Here is a 22,273-nt window from a genome sequence, read left to right on the forward strand (position 1 = left end):
TCATTATACTTATTATAACTTAATTGGAATAATATGCAAACAAAAATTTCACTAAGTAGGTTTTATGTGTTTTCTAGTTATTTAATTTTTGTGATAATCTATCCATAACTACACTAGGATTTCTATAAAATTCACTGGCACGTATTTTATAAAACTCCCATCCAACCCTTTCAAGACACATTTGCATTTCATACTGCTTTTGCCAATTATAATTTTCATCTTGTGGCATTCCAATGCATTTAACTGCTATTTTTTTATAATGACCTCCAGGAATATCCAAGGATAAATCCGTTTCTACAACAAAGTCTATAGTATATTTTCCCACTTTAACCTTTGGTGTGATCTTATATCCATTTTCTTTTATGCATTTTTCTATGTGCTCCTCAAAATCGTTTAATAATAAATATTGTTGTGATTTAATTTCTTCCTTAGGTTCATTCTCCTCAAGGCAATATTTTAATAGTGAGTATCTAACACATTTATTATTGAGGTTATCTAAATCGACTGAGTGAAATAGCCACATTTGATTCCTTGCACGGCTTGCCGCTACATTAAATCTTCTTATATCTGATCCCTTAGTTAAAGCTGTAAATTTAGCATTATTTGCAATAACCATCGATAGGAACATTACATCTCTCTCATCCCCTTGGAAGGAATAAGCATCTCCACATATAAGTCTTCTTTGCAGTATTTCCTCCATGCCAAGTGTCTCTACCAACATGCCCAGTATTAATTCAGCTTGAGCGTCCCCTAGTAACGATACAACTCCCATTGTCATGCCATTATACCTCTCATCACTACAACACTCTACTATCTTATCTACAATGCTTTTTGCTTCGTTTGCGTTTATAGCCTTAGCTTCATCCCTACATCCCTGAGTAACTTTAGAGGTTACTATAAATGGGCCAACTATCTCTTTAGCGTCTATTCTTCTTAAAGGTATTATTTCGCCCGAATAGCACAATTCATTACTAAATCCTATTATCTCTGGAACACACCTAAAGTGTTCCTTTAATAATAATCTATTTGGGAATACCCTTAGGGCTGTATTGTACAAGCTAGTTTTTAGATCAAACCATTCTGCATGTGGAATGTCTTCTAAATATGTGTTTATTAAAGTTTCTACAGCAACATGGTCCTTTCCAATGGCTTCTGGGCTTATTTGCTTTTCATCTCCTACAATAATTGCCTTCTTAGCCCTCATTAAAACTGTTATAGCTGATATATCACTTTGACTGCTCTCGTCCACAATTACCACATCGAATAAATTATCCGTAAGCTTTAAATTCTCCATGACTCTATTTATTGGCATAATCCATACAGGAATTACATCCTTACAATTTTCCATTTCCTTTTGTGCAATTTTCCTATATTTCACTGCCTGAGTTCCTGTGCCCTTTCCTATTCTTTTTATAGCTTCCATCCAAGTAAATAAGCTTCTTTTTTGAGCCTCAGTAGTACGCTCTATTTGATTAAACCAACTTTTTTTAGAAACAAGTTCTCTTATAATATATTTTTCTTTAATTTTTTCCTGGGCTATATTTTTCTCTAAAGCTTCTACATCAATTTCTTCTAATTCGCACAAAAAATCATTCCATTTTTTCCACTTCCATGCCTTTTCCCAATTTAAATTTTCTAAACTCTTCATGGCCTTTTTATTATCATTTGTGATATTTTCAAGTAATATCGGACAGCATTTTTCTATCTTTTTGCTTAATTGTGTTAATTCTAACACACTACTCGCCACTTGCATTAGACTATCAATCTCCATATAAACAGAATGTAAACTATCAACGTCTCTTGTTTTTATAGCATTGTGTAACTTTTGCATGCACCCTACATTATTGAATGTTTTCTCTATCCCTTCCATTTCTAGTTTTAATTTATTATATTTATTTATAAGCCTTAAACTCTCAAATCCATTTTTTAGATAGATATATGATTCTTTTTCATACCAACGTAAACTAATCGTCAGGTTTTTATCTGGTAAAAAATTAATTATATTATTTCTAAAGTCTTTGTCCCAGTTAATAATCGTTTCAATACCCCTAATGCAACCCGCGACTTCACTTACATAGTTTAAGTTTGAATCATCTATAATCTTTGCCCCATACTCTTCTATTGTATTATTCCAAGTATTTTTAAGTTCTCTTTCTAATAGCTGTAGCTTTATATATAAATTAACTACCCTTATTTGTTCACTATTATTTATAAGCTCATAATCCACCTTGCAACCCGCGAATATATATTTAAACTTACCATGGATCATTTTAAATACAATTCCCAGTTTGCCTTTTTCATTTATTGTTTTTGATACAACATCAAAGTCATTTTTAAATTTGTTTATATCAACATCAGTCGGTATTTCTAACTTGTGATCATTTAATTCTTGCTTAATTTCCCTTATACTTCTTATATATTCATTACACTTATTAACTAATTGTTGCCAAACACCTTGTGATTCGTTATTAGAATAATAATGTGTCATAACATTATTTAGCCAGCTATTTTCAAACCCTTCTAGTCTTTCTATTGCATCATCTACAAGTTTTAGTAATCTTCTATTTCCATAATCTATAGACTTAACATTATTCCAGTCTTTAATATTATTCTCATGAATATGTTGATACTGTTCTAATTTAAATAATTCTAATATTTTATAACATAACTCGTCTTCTTTAGGCAATATCGCTCTGTACTTATCTATGTTATTTATTTCATGTATTTGCTCTTTTGTAATTCTACTTGATAATGTAACTAACTTATTAAATTCTTCATGACCTAAGGGATTTTGTTTATTAAAATCAACCTTATCTACTAGCCAAGAATGAGCATCTTCATTATCTTTAACCCACTTAGCCATATGCATTAATGTGTATTTTTGACCTTCATACTCTACCTTGTCGTTTTCTCTATCTTCAATGCATTTTAACCCTTCATATAATTTTTTTTGAGTTTCGATGCACTTACTAAGTTTATATTTTAAGAGTTTTATGTCTTTATGTAATTCTTTAGTATCCATTGATAAATTTTCAGTTATTTTTCTAACAGACTCGTCCAATTCTTCTAGTGATTTCGTATCATTTCCCAATATACTTATACATAATGCCCTAACTTCTTCGGGGATTTTATTAGACAAAACCCTTAATGCTCTATCTGTTTGGCTTGTCACTAGTACCCTCTTGCCATGTGCCAAAAGATGGCATATTAAATTAGCTATAGAATGGCTTTTACCAGTACCTGGCGGTCCCTGTACAACAATGCCAAAGTTTTCAGCGAGTCTCTTAGTTATTTCCATTTGCTCCTGATTTGCAGGCAAAGGAAATAATACATCTTGTCCCACTTCCGTCCACTCTTTAAGTTCCTCGATATCTTGCACCATATCTTCCTCCGAAACTAAAGCTTCTATAGTTTTAGGAATAGGAAATCCCGCTCTTATTTGCGTTAATACATCATTTAGTTCCATATTCCAAAGTCTTGTGTCAACCTTACGAAGTATGATGCATGGGGCATTGTAAAATTGCATGTTACTTTGAATCTTTATATCTGATTCACCGCTTAGCTCCTCAATATAAAAACCCGACCTGTGAGCTTTTAAAAGCATAGCTATCTCTTCGAATATTTTCGAAGCCATTTCAATATTTCTTACATCCAGAGCCATATCTTTTGCTTTATTGCGAATGCTTAGTAAACTGTCTAAGTTTACTTCGAGGTATTCATTTAAAAATTCAAGCTCCACATTGGTTTGGTTATTATATGGTTTTAGGGTAAATATTTTTTTCATTGAATCAAGCTTTATTTCTATTTTAGTCGTAAAAATAGGATGGACTACTTTTTTGCCCTCTTTTTCCCAAGTTAAAAGCCCATTTGACCAAATCACCTCTAAATCTTCACTGTTTTTTTCTAGTTTTAAATATGTTTTCTGAAACTGAGCGTATAATTTTCCTGCTCTCTCATCTATAGTTAACCAATAATCCTTATTTTCATCAACATTAAAAGTGCACCCACTAATATTTTGGAGTTCCTTTTGCCAATGTACATTTTCATATTCATTAATATTTCTTATAGTTTTTTGATTCATATTTTTTATACTTAGTAAATATGAAAATATTTTTTCTACTTTATTATTAATATTCAAAACTTCGTTACCTCCAACTTGTTAATTTGACATTTATAAAATCACCTAATTGTATATTCAAGGCTCATGAAAATAATGTAAAAAGTCTTATTAAAACTTATTTTGTTTTAATAAGACTTATATTTATTTACAGGAATCTCTCTCCACTATTCTATATGGTAATACAAAATGTTTTTCCTCAACTTCTAAATTATTTATAGCTTTTATAAGCATTCTCATACTTACAGATCCCATGTCATACATTGGTTGAGCCACTGTAGTCAATTTAGGATAGAATATTGAAGCTGAATAAATATCATCAAAGCCCATAACATCTATGTCCTCCGGAACTTTAATAGATTTATCTCTTAATGCATTTATTACTCCCATAGCAATTTCATCACTAGCACAGAATACTGCGTCTATTTGGACACCTTTATCTAATATCGCATTAATCCCCTTGTATCCATCTCTAGCCTTAACTCCGCCAAGATAAATTAGCTCTTTATCAAGTGTTATTCCCATTTCCTCAAGCCCTTTTATATAGCCAGTGTGCCTTTTAGCTAGCGCATTAACTTTTTCTATATCAGTACCTACATATGCAATTTTCTTATTGCCCTTATTTATCAAATATTTTACCGCATCAGCCGCTGCCCTTACATTATCAATAGTAACACTAGGTAATATTCCTCCAGCATCTGTAGTTTCTACAAGAACCGTCGGCATTTCGAGCTCTTTTATTAAGCCTATAACATTATTCTCTATGGAATTACTCATGTATATAACCCCATCTATCATTTTCTCTTTAAGTATTCTTAAAGATTCCATTTCTTTATCTACGTCTAAATCCGCGTTGCAAAGCATAATGTTGTATTTATAAATATTAGCTACATCCTCACAGCCTCTAACAATTTCAGGATAAAATTGATTTGATATATCCGGTATAATTATCCCTATAGTACTAGATTTTTGAGTTTTTAAGCTTCTTGCAACTATATTAGGCCTATACGACAATTTTTTTATAGCATCATTTACTTTTTTCTTAGTGTCTTCATTTACCACATCTATATCATTTAAAACTCTGGATACTGTGGCAATAGAAACTCCCGCTTCTCTTGCAACATCTTTTATTGACGCAGCCATATTTCTCAACTCCTACTATTTTCTTATCTTATCATTATACTGATAAAAGCCTGTCATTTCAAGTTATATATGAACTTGCTACTATTAGTATAGTTATAGTGTTCCCATTAAATCAAGTTTACAATGATATTTATAAATATATCTCATAAAGTGTACCCGCACATTATTATTACTAAAAAAGAAAGTATGTGCTTAATATCACATACTTTCTAAATCATTAATTACAATTTTTCTAAATCTAGTTTTAAATCTTCACCATTTATCTTAACCGTCGTATATTCTCTTTCACCATTATATACAACTTCTACAGATAAAGTATCCCGTTTGATTTGTTCCTCAAATCTCGAAATTACATTTTGAAGCATTTCATTTCCAGATACGTAAATTCTAATCTTATCAGCAACTTCAAAACCACTTTCTTTTCTCATGTTTTGAATCTTGCTTAAGATCTCACGTACGTTTCCTTCTTCTTTAAGTTCTTCGGTGATGTTAGTCATTAAGACTACTCCCATTTCACCTTCCCCAGCAAATGCATAACCTTCAAGCCCTTGCATTGTAACAAGTAATTTCTCGCTATTGAGTTCTATTTCTGTTCCCGCTACATTTATAGTAACTATGCTCCCGTTATTTATAGTTTGAGCAAGCTCCATTTGGTTCATAGCTCCTATTGCTTTCTTAATTCCTGGTATTAGCTTACCATATGGCTTACCTAGCACAGGTAAATTTGGTTTAATTTCAAATTTAACATATTTAGAAATATCAGCTCCTAGCTCTACTTCTTTAATATTAAGTTCTTCTTTTACTATATCTCCATAATATCCCGGAAGAGATTTAGAACTAACTAGCATTTTAGAAAGCGGCTGTCTATTCTTTATATTAGCAGCATTTCGTGCACTTCTTCCTAATTTAACAGTCTTATAAGCCATATCCATTTCTTCTTCTAATACTTTATCCACTTGATCCTCTCTATATTCAGGCCATGCACATAAGTGAATACTTTCTGGTGCACTTTTGTCAAATGCAACTACTAAGTTTTGATATAACTCTTCTGTTATAAACGGTATAAATGGAGCAGATATTTTGGCAAAAGTTGTGATAACTCTATATAATGTCATATAAGCGCCTATCTTATCATCTGTAAGTGACTCTACCCAGTATCTTGCTCTATTGCGCCTTACATACCAATTAGAAAGCTCATCTACAAAACCTTCGAGTTCAAGAGCACCTTGAGTTATTCTATAATTTGTCAAATGGTCATCTATATTCTTAACTAATGTGTTTAATTTTGACATCATCCATTTGTCCATAATATTCTCAGATTCAAAGCTATCATATTTAGTTGGGTCAAAATTATCTATTTCAGCATATAGAATATAGAATGAATATACATTCCAAAGAGTTCCTATGAACTTCCTTTGTGCTTCAATTACCGCGCCTTCATAAAATCTTGAAGGTAACCATGGCGCACTAGCAGTATAAAAGTACCATCTTAGAGCATCTGCTCCTTGATTTTCTAGCACTGTAAATGGACTTAGCACATTCCCTTTATGCTTAGACATTTTAATTCCGTTTTTATCTAATACATGCCCTAGTACAATACAGTTTTCAAATGGGTTTGTATCAAATACAGCTGTAGATACCGCAAGTAACGTATAGAACCATCCTCTTGTTTGATCTACTGCTTCTGAAATAAATTGAGCTGGGAAATTAGCTTCAAATATTTCTTTATTTTCAAATGGATAGTGATGTTGCGCAAATGGCATTGATCCTGAGTCAAACCAACAATCTATAACTTCTTCTACTCTAGTCATAGATTTGCTACATTTTGGACATTTTAAATTTACCTTATCTATAAATGGTTTATGAAGCTCTATTCCTCCTGGCACATCTATTCCCTTTTCATTAAGTTCTGCTATACTTCCTATAAGTTCGCGATGACCGCATTCACATTCCCAAATTGGAAGTGGAGTCCCCCAATATCTAGATCTACTTATACTCCAATCTATAACGCCTTCAAGGAATTTACCCATTCTACCTGTTCGCACGTTATCTGGCATCCAATTAATTTTATTATTATTATCTATAAGTTTGTCCCTTACTGAAGACATTCTTACAAACCAACTTTCTCTTGGATAATATAAAAGTGGTGTATCACATCTCCAACAGTGTGGGTATGAGTGTTCAAATTTCTCTGCTTTATATAAAATATTGTTTTCTTTTAAGTATTCTAATATTTTAGCATCAGCCTCTTTAACAAAAATGCCCTTCCATGGAGCAACGCAATCTACAAATTTTCCTTCTACATCAACTAAATTAATAAGTGGTAAATCATATTTTTTACCAAGCAAATTATCATCTTCACCATAAGCCGGAGCAATATGGACTATCCCTGTACCATCTGAGAGTGTTACGAAATCTCCGTGTACTACATAGAAAGCTTTTTCTTTTGGAGTATAGAAATTAAACATTTGCTCATATTCAAGGCCTATTAGAGCTTCTCCTTTAAATTCACGTACTACCTCATACTCTCCCACGAGTTTACTTAATAAATCTCTCGAAAGTATTAAAGTCTCACCTTCTTGGATTACCTCAACATAATCATATTTTTTGTTTACTGCAAGTGCTACATTACTTGGAAGTGTCCAAGGAGTTGTAGTCCAAACAAGTATAAATTTTTCTTCACCCTTCACTTTAAATTTCACATATGCTGACATTTCTTTTACATCTTTATATCCTTGAGCCACTTCATGAGATGATAAAGATGTTCCACATCTTGGACAATAAGGCATTACTTTATGACCTTTGTATAATAGATCCTTATCCCACATTTGCTTTAATGCCCACCAAACCGATTCAATATAATCATTGTGATAAGTTACATATGGCTTCTCCATATCTACCCAGTATCCTACCCTATCCGACATTTCTTCCCACATATTTACATAATTAAAAACACTGTCCTTACATTCTTTCACAAACTTTTCCACACCATAAGTTTCTATTCCAGGCTTACCATTAATTCCAAGTTTTTTTTCTATTTCAAGTTCTACCGGTAATCCGTGGGTATCCCACCCAGCTTTTCTAAGAACATTATATCCCTTCATTACCTTATATCTTGGAATTAAATCCTTCATAACTCTTGTTAAAACATGCCCGATATGTGGTTTTCCATTAGCCGTTGGTGGACCATCATAAAAAGTAAAGGACTCTCCTTCCTCATTTAAATCAAAATTCTTTTGAATAATATCTTTTTCTTTCCAAAGCTTAAGCACATCTTTTTCTATATCCATAAAACTTTTTGAAGCATCATTTTTCTTATACATAATAAAACTCCTTTCCCTATTTTATTTAATAATTACTATTTGTATGTGGGGAACTTTCCTTCTGAAATATCGTTAAATCATCACCTGTGGTACTACAATATTTTTAAATATAAAAAAACCCCACCCTAAATAGGACGAAGTTAAATTCGTTATACCACCTATATAATACATATAAATTCAAGTACAATAATACCTTATTCTTTAACGCAGAAATACGGATAAGCTTACTAAACATTCAGCTCTCAGCTCCTAGGTGATTTTCTCTAAACCTTCACTATGGGTTCTCAACCTGCCCCATTCTCTGTAAGTTACTTGCTTAAATACTTTTCCTAATCAAAGCTTTTTATTAGTCATAATCAATAATTACTATGAACTTCTTATCATTATATTATAATGAATTTTCATTGTCAAATTCTTTTTAAATTCTATTGTATTTAAAAAAAAGAGGTCTATATCTAAAATTTAAAATTTGTGTTATAAATCCTATATCTTGATATTTTGGAAATACTATTCTACAAACCTTCAATAACACCTTGATTATTTAAATATCACCTTTTCATAGATGTATGTGATATAATACTAGTTAAAAATAAACTTTGTTATGATTTGAATTTATAAATGATTTTTCATTTGTAATAACTTGCAAATCAGCGCCATCGATTTATAATTTATTGTGTTTTGTGATGTTTTCTTATTGACATACTTGCATTTTCATAATAAAATCATTTTATTTACAAATAAAATTTTGTTGTATTTCTAAGAAAAGCTCTCTACTTCTATATGTGGTAGCCTTGTTACAGGCAATTCAAGTATTCTGCTAAGATCATGATTCTATTTCTAAAAAGGTTAATCAAGTCACTTTAGTGGCTTTTAAGCAATTTATATACTTTAAAGGAGGAATATTATTTTGAAAAAATTAATTTATGTAATTCCTAAAGAAAAGCATTCTGAAAAAGAAATTAAAGAAACTTTACTTGCTCACCCTGAGGTGAAATTCGTCTCACTAGTTGGTATTGACTTATCAGGTAATGACACTGACGAGAGAATTCCAATGAAAATATTCTTAAATGATATTAGTGGCTTCGCGGACGGTGCTATTCAAACTGATGGTTCATCTGTAGTATTGCCAGGTATTGCAACTCTAAACAATGCTAAATTAGACATGCTAGCAGATTTTGACTGTAATTGGTACGTCGACTACAATTATGAAAACATTGACCCTGAAACAACATTACCTATAGGTACATTAAAAATTCCATGTATATTATTACATGATAATCTCCCAGTAGATTCAAGATCAATCTTAAAAAGATCCGTTGAATGCTTTAAAACAACCCTTCTTAATTTATTCAAAGAAAATCCATCATCTTTAACTTCTTTTAATTTTGAATATAAAGATATTGATGAGCTAATGCTCACTTCTGCTACTGAGTTAGAATTTTGGGTAAAAACACCTAATGATAAGGCCGATATAGAAGAACTATCTACTTCGCAAGTACTAAAAGAGCAATATTGGAGTAAAACTAAAGGAAATGTTCGAACAGCTCTCGAGCAAACACTTCTTTTAATGGAAGAGTATGGTTTCGAACCTGAAATGGGCCATAAAGAAGTTGGTGGGGTAAAAGCTCAAATAGGTGAAGCTGGTACTCTAACACATATTATGGAACAACTTGAAATAGATTGGAAGTTTTCAAATGCTCTACAATGTGCAGATAATGAGCTATTTATCAGAAATTTAGTAAAGGAAACCTTCAGACTTAACGGTCTAGATGTTAATTTTTTAGCAAAACCTGTACATGATGTGGCTGGAAGCGGTGAACATATTCATGTTGGAGTCGCTGTAAGATTAAAAAATGGAAAGAGAGTTAACTTATTCAATTCAAATAAAAAACATTTTTTAAGCACTTTAGGTTATGCTTCCGTGATGGGCGTACTTAAAAATTATGAAGTAATAAATCCATTTGTTTCTTCAACAAATGATTCTTTAAGAAGATTAAAAGTTGGTTTTGAAGCTCCTATTTGCATAGTAACTTCACTTGGTCACAGTGTAGATATTCCATCGAGAAACAGATCTATACTTTTAGCCTTAATAAGAGACCTTGATAATCCACTTGCTACAAGATTTGAGCTTAGATCTCCATGTCCACATACTAATGCCTATTTAGCTTTATCTACCCTATATATGACAATGCTCGATGGGATTGTATATGCCATCGAAAACAATAAATCTGAAGATGACCTTTTGAAAGAATTATCTAAAGCACCAGGAGACGACAGCGATTATTTAGAAAAAGATAGAGCTTACAGAAGTGAAGAAGATGTATTCGAATTCTATACAGAAGAAGAGCGCGCAAAATATTTTGGAAAAGCACCAAAAACTGTTTATGAAAATGTTCGTACATTAGAAGAATATCCTGAAAAGCTTAAGGTTCTTACGACTTCCAATGTATTTACTACTAGCATAATAAATAGCTTTAAAATGGCAATAACCAGTAGATGGGTTACTGAAATAAATAATAGGTTATTAAATAATTATGCAGAAGAGATTCGAAAATCTGAAATGATTCACACTGCTGAAAAAGCTTTAGATTTAGATTTAGCAAATTGGCAAAAAATTAATGACCTTAGACATTCTCTTATGAAGGATACTTATTCTAAGAAAAGCCTATTTACTAAAATAAAAGAAGCCTCTAAACTTGAAAACTATGAAGAACTTTCATCATTACAAATACAATTAGATGCACAAATGGAAGAGCTTAGACATTATTATTCTAACTATAAAAAGAATTTATTAGATATTTAATAAAAATCAAAATTATATATTGTGAGTCATGAAATGACCGTATAAAATGTTCTTTTACTACACAATATATTAATTTTAAAGGCATTTCAGAAGGAAAGACTCCCACTTCTATAAGTGGGAGTCACATACCATAACAAAGAGAAACCATTTAACAAAAGGAGAATTTACATGAAAATAACTTGGTTAGGTCATTCATGCTTTCTTTTGGAAGATTCAAAAGGTGTGAAGCTTTTAACAGATCCATTTGACAATACTCTAGGGTATGATATTTATAAAGGTAGTCCAGATATTGTAACTATAAGTCATCAACATTTTGATCATAATTATATCAAAGAGCTAACTGGCAATTATAAAATCATAGATAAAATTGGTATTTCCACTTTACATGATATATCTATAAAAGGTACCCCTTCTTATCACGACAAAAATAAAGGTGCAAAACGGGGCGATAACATAATATTCACCTTTAGAATGGATGGGTATTCCTTATGTCATTTAGGAGATCTAGGCCACACTCTTTCAAATGATGATATATCCTCCCTTGGAGATGTAGATATATTGTTTATCCCAGTAGGGGGTAATTATACAATTGATGGCAAGGAAGCGTCGGAAGTTACTAAAAAAATAAACCCCAAAATAGTTATACCTATGCACTATAAAACTTCACAACTATCTCTTCCATTAGAGGGAGTAGAAACATATCTTATGCATATGAAAAACGCCTCAAAGATAGATAGCAATACTTTAGTGGTTAACGATGAAATAAAAGAATCCATGTCTGTCAAAATATTAAACTATATTTAGAAGAAAAGCCTACCATTTTTAAATAAGTGGTGGGCTTTCCTTTTTTATTTCACATTGGATCAAAATATTAATAATGAATTTTATATTCGCTTATTCCATTATACAATTTGATTTTCTAAAATACTTTTTTTAACATCAATGATTCTCTGATTAGATGATCCAGTATACTTACTAGCGCCTTCCTTTAATTCTTTATCAAATTTGCCATCAATAAGTACATCAATACAACTTAATAGCCCTAGTTTGTCACTATCTCCGCTATGCATTAGTTCTTCGAAAGTGTATCCACTATAACACCAAATATTTAATCCCTGGCCCTTTAATTTCTCTGATAGTTTCGTTAAAGCTATCGCACTCTCAAAAGGTTCTCCTCCTGAAAAGGTAACCCCTTTTATTATAGGCATATTATTCTCTATTTTTTGTGCAATATCATCTATTGAAATAGAATCCCCATAATTAAAATCTTGCATAAATTCATTTTGGCAACTTTTACAGTTATGCATGCATCCAGACACAAAAATTACAGACCTAAGTCCATCTCCATTAACTAATGAATTATCTAGAAATCCGCCTATTTGAAGTTTCATTCAATCCACCACCTTTTATAAAATAATCATATGAAAATGATGGGCAATTGTTTAATACAATTGCCCATCATTTTCATCGTACTTAGTCGATTTTTAATATGTAGATACATGACCCGCAGTATGAGATATTCTATCTGCTCTCTCTGCTGTCTTCCCGTTACCAAATCTCTCATCCAAACTTAAGTAACCTGTTACTCTTGAAATCCCTTGTATATTACTACTTCCACATTTGCTACATTTATGTGCTCCACTTTGGAGATATGTTCCACAGTCTTTACAATATCTTATATGGAAATTTATGCCCATATAACTAATGTTCGTTTGCTTATATGCATAATCTAATATGTCCATTATAATTTCTTCTGTTGGATAATCGTCAAGTTCTATATAACTAATATGTCCACCATTACATAATTTATGATAAGGCGCCTCGATATCTATTTTTTCCTTAATTGATATTGGATACCCTACTGGAATATGATAACTATTTGTATAATATTCTTTATCAGTAACCCCTGGTATTTCACCAAATACAGCCTTGTCTTGAAGTATAAATCTACCACTTAATCCTTCAGCCGGCGTAGCATAAGCACTCCAATTAAGCTTAGTTTCATCTATCAGCTTGTCAGTATAATTCCTTATATAAGATATTATTTCAACCCCTAATTTTCTGGAGTCTGCACATTCTCCATGATGTTTTCCAGTTAGCGACGCTACCGTTTCTGCAAGCCCTATAAAACCAATACCCCATGATCCATTTTTTAAAATAGGTTCTATGGAATCCTCAGGTAATAACCCTTCACTACCTACCATAAGACCTTGCCCTGCTACAAAAGGTAGATCCTTAACTCTTAATTTTTTTAAAACATCATATCTATGCATAAGTGCTTCTCTAGAAAGTTCTAATTTACTGTCAAGTAATTTGTAAAACTTATCTACCTCTCCCTTCGCTAATATACCAAGTCTAGGAAGATTTAAAGTTACTGGAGCAATATTTCCTCTCCCTTTTGTTCCTGCCTCTCCATTTGCATTAGAGCAAATATAAGTACGGCATCCCATGGTAGCCGGAGTAATCCCTTGATCATAGTAGAATTTATTAAAATCAGCATCCAAGTTCATAAAGGTAGGATTCATTCTCCTACTAGCAACGCGACAAGCAAGCTTATATAAGTAGTGATATGGGTCAGTCTTTTCTCTATTGACCCCTTTTTTAACCCTAAAAATTATGTTTGGAAATACAGGTTGTTCCCCTTTTCCAAGTCCTTTTTCGTATTCAATTAAAAATATTTCACATACGAGTGCTGCGTCTTTAGATTCCGGCACTCCAATATTCATCGAACTAAAAGGCACTTGTGATCCAGCTCTGCTATGCATTGTGTTTAGGTTATATACTATGCCCTGCATAGATTGTTCTACAGCTCTTCTTAATTTACGTTCCGCAAATTCGCAAATTTTGTGCTCATCTACACCAAGTTCTCTAATTTCTTGTCTAATTTCTTGCCTTGTATATTCTATGAATGCCGCCATGTCATTGTCAAAATCGGGATGTGATTGACCTCCAAACATATCATTCTGCGTTGATTGAAGTAAAATGCATGAAAGTTCTGCTGCAGACTCTATCCTTTTTGCTTTTCTTATATATCCGTATCCTGTATTAAACCCTCTTTCTAATACTTCTCTTGTTGGTATATGCAAACAATTTACAGTTAAATTATAGCTATCTAGATCATGGTAATATACGTCACCATTTTCATGTGCTTTTGATAAATGCTTAGGCATCATAGATAAATTATGCCATTTGTTTGATTCGCTAGCAATTCTAAGTAACTTAGAACTAAAGTTATTACCAACATTAGCATTATCTCTATCTGTCTCTACTCCTATTTTTTCTATAGCTTTCATAAGGTCTGATTTTATTTCTCTAATCTTGTTACGTTCACGTCTGTAATTAGAAAAAGCTACTCCGATAACCTTATGACCATTTTCTAAAAGCGTACCTTCAACAATATTCTGTATTTCTTCAACAGTTAGTTGCTGTTTCTCCAAATCCTCAATTTTTTCTATGACCTTTTGAGTTAGCTCTATAACTTCACTTTCTTTTAAATTAAAAGCGATTTCATCCATCGCTCCCTTTATGGCATTTGTAATTTTAATTGAATTGAATTGAACCTCTCGTCCATCTCTTTTGACAACATGTAGCATATTTTGACCCCTCCGAACACAGTATCTTTTACTTTGCTTATTATACTCTAGTAAAAAATTTATATCAATTTCTAAATTAACTTCTATCATATAATACAGCCAATTAATTTTTAGTTACCTCGATATCCTTTGATTTTTTATAGTTATCGCCTTATTAACATAATTAGTTAACCTACCCGCTCAATTTTGATAATATCATCCTGATAAAAACTTTAAAAATAAAATAGTATAAAAAACATATTAAAAGCCAAACTATATATACAATTTAGATTAAAACCTATTATAAATAATAAAGTGTTGTAGGTGAATATATTTTTATAAATAGCTATGATATTATAATATAAGTTGTGTTTAGATACATTTTAGTAAAAAAATAGTATAAATACATAGATAATATTATTATTTTCAAAAAACTATTTAAAAATTCACCAAAGTGTAGTATCATAATAGTTATGTTACAAATGTTACAAATTTTTTTATTCAGGAGGAAAGTTATATGAAAACAGGTACAGTTAAATGGTTTAATTCAGAAAAAGGGTTTGGTTTCTTATCCGTAGAAGGAGAAGAGGATGTATTCGTACATTTTTCAGCTATTCAAGGAGACGGATATAAATCTTTAGAAGAAGGACAACAAGTTCAATTCGAAATAACTACTGGCGCTAGAGGCCCTCAAGCTTCAAACGTTACTAGATTATAATTCAAAATCTAATCTATAATATAAATTAATTATAGAAAAAACACCTATCACTTTGTGATAGGTGTTTCTTAGTTTATGGATAATATAAATCATACTCTCTCGCACGCAAGTCCATTTGTTCATATTATACATAAAAACATTATCACTTTCATGAATATAATAGTGTTCTTTGCTAAAACTATAATAAATATAGTTTATATATTATGAAAGGATGGTTTTATAATGTTTGGTAAAATAATAGATATGAGCAATACTGATGCTTTTATAAATTTTTTAAATGGAACTAGTATAAACGTAAGTGTTTCCCGCTTACCTAAAAATTCAAAAATAGGAGATACTATTGATTTAAATATTGATGCTCCTACTAATATGCTTAACGATACAATGATAAATTTTCTCTAATTAAGTTTAATAATAAAAACTGCATTTATTTTTAAATACAGTTTTTTATTATTTTTTGCAAATTATTAAAATCCATTAGGTTTTTCATCTTCAAAAATTTCAATATTCCATCCTTTATCATATTTCGCTACTACGTAATACTTCTTTTCCTTCTCATTCGCTTTATTCTTAATCGTCACAGAAGATTTGTATATAGTGGATTTGTATCCTTCCGTTTTAACACTTACTAACTCATCATATCCTGTATTTTTATCTTTTACCAATAGTGCATTAAAATCATTTAATAGCTTACTTTTAAATGATTCTAAATCAGTTGATAATATAAATTTAGCCACTTCATTATCTTCACTTATATCGACAAATATTTTTTTGCTTTTATCATCATCCTTTATATACTTATCTAATACCTTTAAAATAGAATCATAATATACAGTTTCAAAATCTATAGGCTTTCTAATATTCCAAAAGTTTTTGATGATATCATTGTCAATCCTTTTAGATACAATATAACTTTTATCTGCACTATATAAATTAGCTCCATCTTTTTTATCAAGTCCCGCTATATAACTAAATTTATGGACTTTATCGACACCTTCATACATTTCAAAAATATAATCAGCCTCTAGTGTTGATTTTTCATTAACTTCCTTAGCTGACGATAAAATTTTATGTAAATCTTTTATAGCTATTTCATCCGTAACCACAAATCTAAAGCTTTTATCTCTAGTACTTTGTATTATTATTTTTTTAATTCTCCCCTGCTCAATATAATCAAAATCAACATTTTTCACTCCAAGCTTTACTTTAATTACATCAAAGCTTTTACATCCAGTAAATATAAATGAAGTTATAATTATAAAACAAAATATAATTAGTTTGCTTTTATTTTTAATCATTTGTTATCCCCCTAGCTAATCTCTGCAGGAAATAACAATTATATATTGTTATCCTAACTCTCAAATATTATTTCCACAAAGTTTCTTTTGTTATTTTAAAATTCATCTCCTTTTTATTCCCTTTATTTAAGCTGCTTAGCACAATAAAATACTAAGAGAATCATAATTGATCCTCTTAGCTCATGACTTGTTAAATCATCACCTTCAGTGCTGCAACAGCTCCGCAGGTGATGACTTAATGACTCACAATATGGTAATGGACGGTCTTTTAGATATCATTAAATAAATTATAATACTTTAAAAAGTTTTAAGCAACTCTAATTAATTTCATACGACATTCGGAGAGATGTCTAATCCATCCTATCGAACTTTCAAAGTCTCAACTATACTTTCAAAAATAGCTCCATAAGTCTCTTTAAAATTAACATTTCTTGTAAAAAAAGAAATTCTATAAAACTCTTTTCCATCATCAATAAAATATTCATAGGCCTTGTACCAATTATTATCGCTTACATTAATTAAGTATTTCACTAAGTATGTCTTTTTCCCATTTATAATAGTGTCATCTATTTTATAATTTCTAATCGCATTTTGCTTCTGTGATATCTCCTTGCTACTATCTAAAAATGCTTTTAAGTCCTGTTTATTTTTCCAAACTTCTACAAAGCCATGAATAACTGCATCATTTGATTGAAAATCGTTATGATACATAATCTCACCACCAGAAAATTTTTTTTCTTTAGTCGTCCATCCAACCGGCAATTTGTAACTTACCTTTCCGTCTATAGCTGTATAATCATTAAGTAATTTAATATCATTCTCCACAAGAATAGTAGCTTTTAGCTTGTCATCAAATTGTTTTGATATCCCCAAAAGCGTGATCATCAGTCCGAGGATTATTACTATAATTCCAACTTTTTTTCTGTTTATAAGTATAACCTTCACTGTACCCCTCCACATATTAATGTTAATATACTATATGATATACATTAAAAGAATATTAAAAAATTAAATGTGCGACTAAATTATTTAGCCACACATTTAATTCTACATATATTATTTTTTTAAAGGTACAACAATTGTAGAATTTTTAAAATCATAAAACATCAGCCAATATCCCATTTCATTATTCTCCTTATCTGAAATCCAACTTACAAAACCAGTTTTCCCTCCATAAGGTTGATGAGTTTTAGCTCTACTTCCCGGTATTCCATAAACAATATATTTCATTTTCCCACTTGAGTCACATTTATATCCTAACATAAAAGATTTATAGTTTCTAATATACGGATAATACGAAATCATAGGATAATATGCTATTGTATATTTGTTATAGTCACTCAAATCATACATATTCTCTAAATTACTAACCGGTACTTTATACCATTTGCACCATTTAATTTCATTAGAAAAATCAGGTACTTCATCAAAATCTTGCGCTACTACCTTGAAGAATTCTCCCATAGCGCCTTTAGGATATTCCTCTTTTGAAGACTTTTTCTCCTTATAATTACACTCATCTTTTTTATCTTCTTTATGTTGCTTTTTATCCTTATCTCTATTTACATCAAAATCATCTTCAAGTTTCTTAACTTCATTTTTTCCCTTTAGTTTGTCTGAAATCTCAACATCTTCAATATTAATTCTTTGCGTAGTATCTACCTTGTCTACTTTATCGACTTTATCTTGAGCTTCTAAAGGTCCAAGATCTTCGGTATTACCTCTTTTCATTGTTTCTACTTTTGTATCCGCTGCTTCATCCACCTTCTCATGAGTCTCTAAATGTTCGACTACTTCATCAGCTACTTTATCTTGAGCTTCTAAAGATCCAAGATCTTCGATATTACCTCTTTTCTTTGTGTCTACTTTTGTATCCGCTGCTTCATCCACCTTCTCATGAGTCTCTAAATGTTCGACTACTTCATCAGCTACTTTATTTTGAGCGTCTAGAGGTCCAATATCTTCGGCATTGCCTCTTTTCTTTGTGTCTACTTTTGTGTCCGCTGCTCCATCTACCTTCTCCTGAGCTTCTAAATGTTCGACTACGTCAGCATTTTTCACTTTAATTAATTCAATGCTTTGTTCATATTCATCAAATTCATTACTTATATCATCTGCTCTAGTTTCCTTCTTATCCTTATTACAATCCGCTAGTTTATAGTTTTTCCACTCATTTGGTTTATCTGTTGTTGAAAATCCACTCATTATTGAAATCACATTAACATCTAAGAATTTTACAATTGCAGCTCCAATAATTTTTTCAGCAGAAATGCCGGTATCCGCTATATTGTCCATATCATATTCATGGGAAATGTCTACCCTACCGTGATCGTCTATGTTCAATTTACCAACTTTTATAATTTTGTTTACATCTTTTTTGCCGCATATTAAAATCATGTAATAAGGTTGTTTTTCCTTCCTTAGGTTTTGCACGTAGTATGAAACCTTACATTTACTGTTTTTCATCTCAAGCTTTGCATATCCAGATGGAATCTTGTCAGCTTCTAATGAATAGCCTTTTTCATCTTCTTGTAATATAATAAAGTACCTACTATAATTTTTTTTAGGTGTCACCTGCATTTACCTCCATATAAAACTTATTCATTATAATATATGAACCATATTATAAAAAATGAACACTATATAGAAATTTATTTTACAAGTCCTATTTCATCCGAAAGCGTTGCAAACTCTTGCAGTGATAAAGTCTCGCCTCTCCTCTTAGGATCAATGTTTGCTCTTTCAAAACATTTTAGTAAATCTTCTTTAGGAATTCCTATATCTTTAACAGAATTCCATAAGATTTTCCTTCTCATATTAAAAGATTTTCTGACTATAGAGAAGAATAATTCTTCATCCTTCACCTTAACTTTAGGCTCTTTTAATCTATCTAATCTTATAACCATAGATTCTACTTTAGGCTGCGGCAAAAATGCTGAAGGCGGCACGAGCCGAAGTATTTTCGTGTCACAGTAGTACTGAACTAATATTGAAAAGGCTCCGTAAGCTTTGCAATTTGGCTCTGAATCTATCCTCTGCGCAACTTCCTTTTGTATCATTATAGTTAAAGATTTAAAATTATAACCCCCAGTAAGTAAGTTAACAATTATTGGTGTTGTTAAGTAATATGGTAAATTAGCAACTAATTTTACAGATTTTTCATCCTTAATTAGTTCATTAAAATCCACTTTTAAAGCATCATTATGTATAAGCTCAAAATTATCGAACTCTTTTAATTCATCTTGCAAAATCGGTAAAAGTTTTTCGTCTAGCTCTATAGCACAAACTCTTTTAGCTCTCCTTAAAAGTGCTCTAGTTAATGTACCAAATCCTGGTCCTATTTCGATTATAAAATCTTCTTCATTAACTTCTGCCCCCTCTACAACATCGTCTAGCACAGAGTCATCTATTAAAAAGTTTTGGCCTAAACCTTTTTTGAATCTAAATTCATATTTTTTACTAACCTCACTAATCGTCAAATCTGCCATAATTCATCTCCTTGTTTATTTTTTGTACAGCATTTATAAATTCTTCTTTTATAATTCCATAATTGTTTAACCTAGTTATAAATTGCGCCGAATTACCGTATCCTATACCTAATTCGTTTCCGAGCGCATGGCGTCTTTCCTTAGCTCTAATATCTGCTGTTAACTTGAAAAATATCATATCTTGCACGTCAAACTCTTTTCTTTTCTCTTGGACTTCAAATTTTGCAGTTTCGAGAGCCCTTAATATTGTTTCAGGTGATGCATTTTCAACACCTATATCTCCGTCCTTAGTACCTTCCTTTTGAGATATGTACGCATGTTTTACATTTGCTACTCTTTTGGTAATAATCTTTCTTATTTTTTCTCCAGCAAAGTCTGGGTCTGTAAATACTATTACCCCTTTTCGCTTTTGCGCTTCCCTTATTTTACTAATTACCTTTTCGTTGATTCCAAAGCCTCCTACAGAAATTAGTTCAGCGTCTACCGCTCTTTTAACTGCTGTGATATCATCTCTTCCCTCAACTACTATCACTTCTTTAATCATATTGTCCTCCTAATTCTTCATACCGCAGGGCACCACTTATTATGTGGTTATCGACCTGCTATGATAAACTAAGGCATTTTCCTTATTATATAATCATAAAAAATAAAAACATCCCTTAGTATTTCTTTTTATTGCTGTATCTATAATACCATTTTACTTATTAATAGTGAACTATAAAACAAAAAAAGGAGCTTGCGCTCCTATTTAACAATATAAATACTTACATTTCGTGCTCCCCAACCCCACATTTCATCACTGGAGTCGTAATACAAATCTATATGATTACCCTTTATAGCTCCACCTATATCTTCTGCAATACCATATCCGTACCCTTCTACGTAAATCTTGCTTCCTAATGGAATAACGCTAGGATCAACGGCTATAGTACTATATCCCTCTGAGTTTCTTTTCGCCCTCACCCCTGTGCTAGTTATACCAAAGTCAGGGTCGCCCGCACTCTTACCAGTGCAACTATAATCAGCAGTATATGCTGTTGCCCTAACCTTCAGTTTCCTAGTATAACTAATATCGCCTCCACGGGATGGTGTATATACACTAGTAGTACCTAATGCAATTATTTCCTTAACGGGCTGTGCTTTAAATTCTTCATTAACTAATTTTCTAGATACTTCTTTGCCATTTTCATAAACAACAGCTGAAGTTATAACCTTCTGACCAGTTATGCCTTTTTGAATAACTTTCTTTACACCTTTATTTAGTTCATCGCTGCTTTTAATTTCGGTTGCAAATTTAACTGCTTTAGTTTCCTTCACATTCTCAGTGTTTACTCTTGTTACCCTTACTGCGAGACCTGATTTTAGCGAATCACTTTTTAATGGGGTAATCTTGTCTTCATCACCTAATACAATTTTTTCTGCTTTTAGCATATCTTCTACCGTTTTTTCAGCAGTTTGTATATTTAACTCTTTCCCATCAACTGTTACTTTGACATTTACAGCTTTTTTTATATATATTTTATCTCCGTCTTTTACTTTACTGTCTAAACTAACTGTTATTTGGTCTTTTGACCCTAATGCTATATTGTTACTTTTTAGTATTTGAGTAACATTACTTTTTAAAGTTATAACTTCTATAGACTTTCCATCTACAATAACAGATATAGCTTTTTTCATGTTAAACATAGTAACTGAAATGCATGTTAATAATAGCATTACTACAAAAAATGTCTTGGGACCATTTGAAAAATAGTTCTTAAAATTATTTTTCGCGTTTTTTATCATATAAATTCCCTCCCTTAGTCAAGAAT

15 protein-coding genes and 1 other annotated feature are annotated in these 22,273 nt (G+C 31.3%); of the genes, 4 read left to right on the forward strand and 11 right to left on the reverse strand.

Annotated elements, in window-relative coordinates:
- Window positions 1-73 precede the first annotated feature (73 nt).
- The 3 genes from KTC92_RS11690 to ileS form a co-directional block, all read right to left on the reverse strand.
- A complete protein-coding gene (locus KTC92_RS11690; RefSeq protein WP_216303319.1) occupies window positions 74-4,138 on the reverse strand; it encodes an AAA domain-containing protein in 4,065 nt (1,354 codons plus the stop codon).
- A gap of 123 nt (window positions 4,139-4,261) precedes the next feature.
- Window positions 4,262-5,260, reverse strand: a complete 999-nt coding sequence (locus tag KTC92_RS11695; protein ID WP_216303318.1) for a LacI family DNA-binding transcriptional regulator — start codon at window positions 5,258-5,260, stop codon at window positions 4,262-4,264.
- A gap of 221 nt (window positions 5,261-5,481) precedes the next feature.
- Window positions 5,482-8,583 carry an isoleucine--tRNA ligase gene (gene ileS / locus KTC92_RS11700; RefSeq protein WP_220286912.1) on the reverse strand — a complete coding sequence of 1,034 codons (3,102 nt, stop codon included), beginning with the start codon at window positions 8,581-8,583 and terminating at the stop codon, window positions 5,482-5,484.
- A 127-nt stretch (window positions 8,584-8,710) separates the two neighbouring features.
- Window positions 8,711-8,929 (reverse strand) — a binding site (T-box leader).
- A 558-nt stretch (window positions 8,930-9,487) separates the two neighbouring features.
- Here ileS and KTC92_RS11705 point away from each other — a divergent pair.
- Both KTC92_RS11705 and KTC92_RS11710 read left to right on the forward strand, forming a co-directional pair.
- Window positions 9,488-11,386, forward strand: coding sequence for a glutamine synthetase (locus tag KTC92_RS11705; protein ID WP_216303341.1), 1,899 nt, complete (start codon window positions 9,488-9,490; stop codon window positions 11,384-11,386).
- A gap of 168 nt (window positions 11,387-11,554) precedes the next feature.
- Window positions 11,555-12,190 (forward strand): MBL fold metallo-hydrolase, encoded by a 636-nt coding sequence (locus KTC92_RS11710; RefSeq protein ID WP_220286913.1) that lies wholly within the window; start codon window positions 11,555-11,557, stop codon window positions 12,188-12,190.
- A 98-nt stretch (window positions 12,191-12,288) separates the two neighbouring features.
- On the opposite strand, the gene nrdG is transcribed toward KTC92_RS11710, so the two are convergent.
- Both nrdG and nrdD read right to left on the reverse strand, forming a co-directional pair.
- Window positions 12,289-12,777, reverse strand: a complete 489-nt coding sequence (nrdG, locus tag KTC92_RS11715) for an anaerobic ribonucleoside-triphosphate reductase activating protein (protein WP_220286914.1) — start codon at window positions 12,775-12,777, stop codon at window positions 12,289-12,291.
- Window positions 12,778-12,870: 93 nt separating this feature from the next.
- Window positions 12,871-14,979, reverse strand: coding sequence for an anaerobic ribonucleoside-triphosphate reductase (nrdD, locus tag KTC92_RS11720; RefSeq protein ID WP_220286915.1), 2,109 nt, complete (start codon window positions 14,977-14,979; stop codon window positions 12,871-12,873).
- 496 nt (window positions 14,980-15,475) lie between these two features.
- Between nrdD and KTC92_RS11725 the strand changes: the two genes are divergently transcribed.
- Window positions 15,476-15,676, forward strand: coding sequence for a cold-shock protein (locus KTC92_RS11725; RefSeq protein ID WP_071611001.1), 201 nt, complete (start codon window positions 15,476-15,478; stop codon window positions 15,674-15,676).
- 222 nt (window positions 15,677-15,898) lie between these two features.
- A complete protein-coding gene (locus KTC92_RS11730) occupies window positions 15,899-16,078 on the forward strand; it encodes a hypothetical protein (protein WP_165412906.1) in 180 nt (59 codons plus the stop codon).
- A 65-nt stretch (window positions 16,079-16,143) separates the two neighbouring features.
- Here KTC92_RS11730 and KTC92_RS11735 read toward each other — a convergent pair whose 3' ends face one another.
- The 6 genes from KTC92_RS11735 to KTC92_RS11760 form a co-directional block, all read right to left on the reverse strand.
- Window positions 16,144-16,974, reverse strand: a complete 831-nt coding sequence (locus tag KTC92_RS11735; RefSeq protein WP_220286916.1) for a hypothetical protein — start codon at window positions 16,972-16,974, stop codon at window positions 16,144-16,146.
- Between the two features lie 360 nt (window positions 16,975-17,334).
- Window positions 17,335-17,919 carry a hypothetical protein gene (locus KTC92_RS11740; protein WP_216303313.1) on the reverse strand — a complete coding sequence of 195 codons (585 nt, stop codon included), beginning with the start codon at window positions 17,917-17,919 and terminating at the stop codon, window positions 17,335-17,337.
- A 111-nt stretch (window positions 17,920-18,030) separates the two neighbouring features.
- Complete coding sequence (locus KTC92_RS11745; protein WP_220286917.1) at window positions 18,031-19,548, reverse strand: hypothetical protein; 1,518 nt, start codon at window positions 19,546-19,548, stop codon at window positions 18,031-18,033.
- A gap of 77 nt (window positions 19,549-19,625) precedes the next feature.
- On the reverse strand, window positions 19,626-20,462 hold the full coding sequence (gene rsmA, locus KTC92_RS11750) for a 16S rRNA (adenine(1518)-N(6)/adenine(1519)-N(6))-dimethyltransferase RsmA (protein WP_220286918.1): 837 nt from the start codon (window positions 20,460-20,462) through the stop codon (window positions 19,626-19,628).
- The gene (gene rnmV, locus KTC92_RS11755) at window positions 20,443-21,006 is read right to left on the reverse strand and encodes a ribonuclease M5 (RefSeq protein ID WP_165412902.1); all 564 of its coding nucleotides are present in this window, start codon (window positions 21,004-21,006) and stop codon (window positions 20,443-20,445) included. Before rnmV ends, rsmA begins: the two co-directional genes overlap by 20 nt.
- 200 nt (window positions 21,007-21,206) lie before the next feature.
- Window positions 21,207-22,247, reverse strand: a complete 1,041-nt coding sequence (locus tag KTC92_RS11760) for a 3D domain-containing protein (RefSeq protein WP_216303310.1) — start codon at window positions 22,245-22,247, stop codon at window positions 21,207-21,209.
- Between the last annotated feature and the right edge of the window lie 26 nt (window positions 22,248-22,273).

Origin of the sequence: Clostridium sp. CM027 (assembly GCF_024730565.1) — a bacterium.
GTDB lineage: Bacteria > Bacillota > Clostridia > Clostridiales > Clostridiaceae > Clostridium_AD > Clostridium_AD estertheticum_B.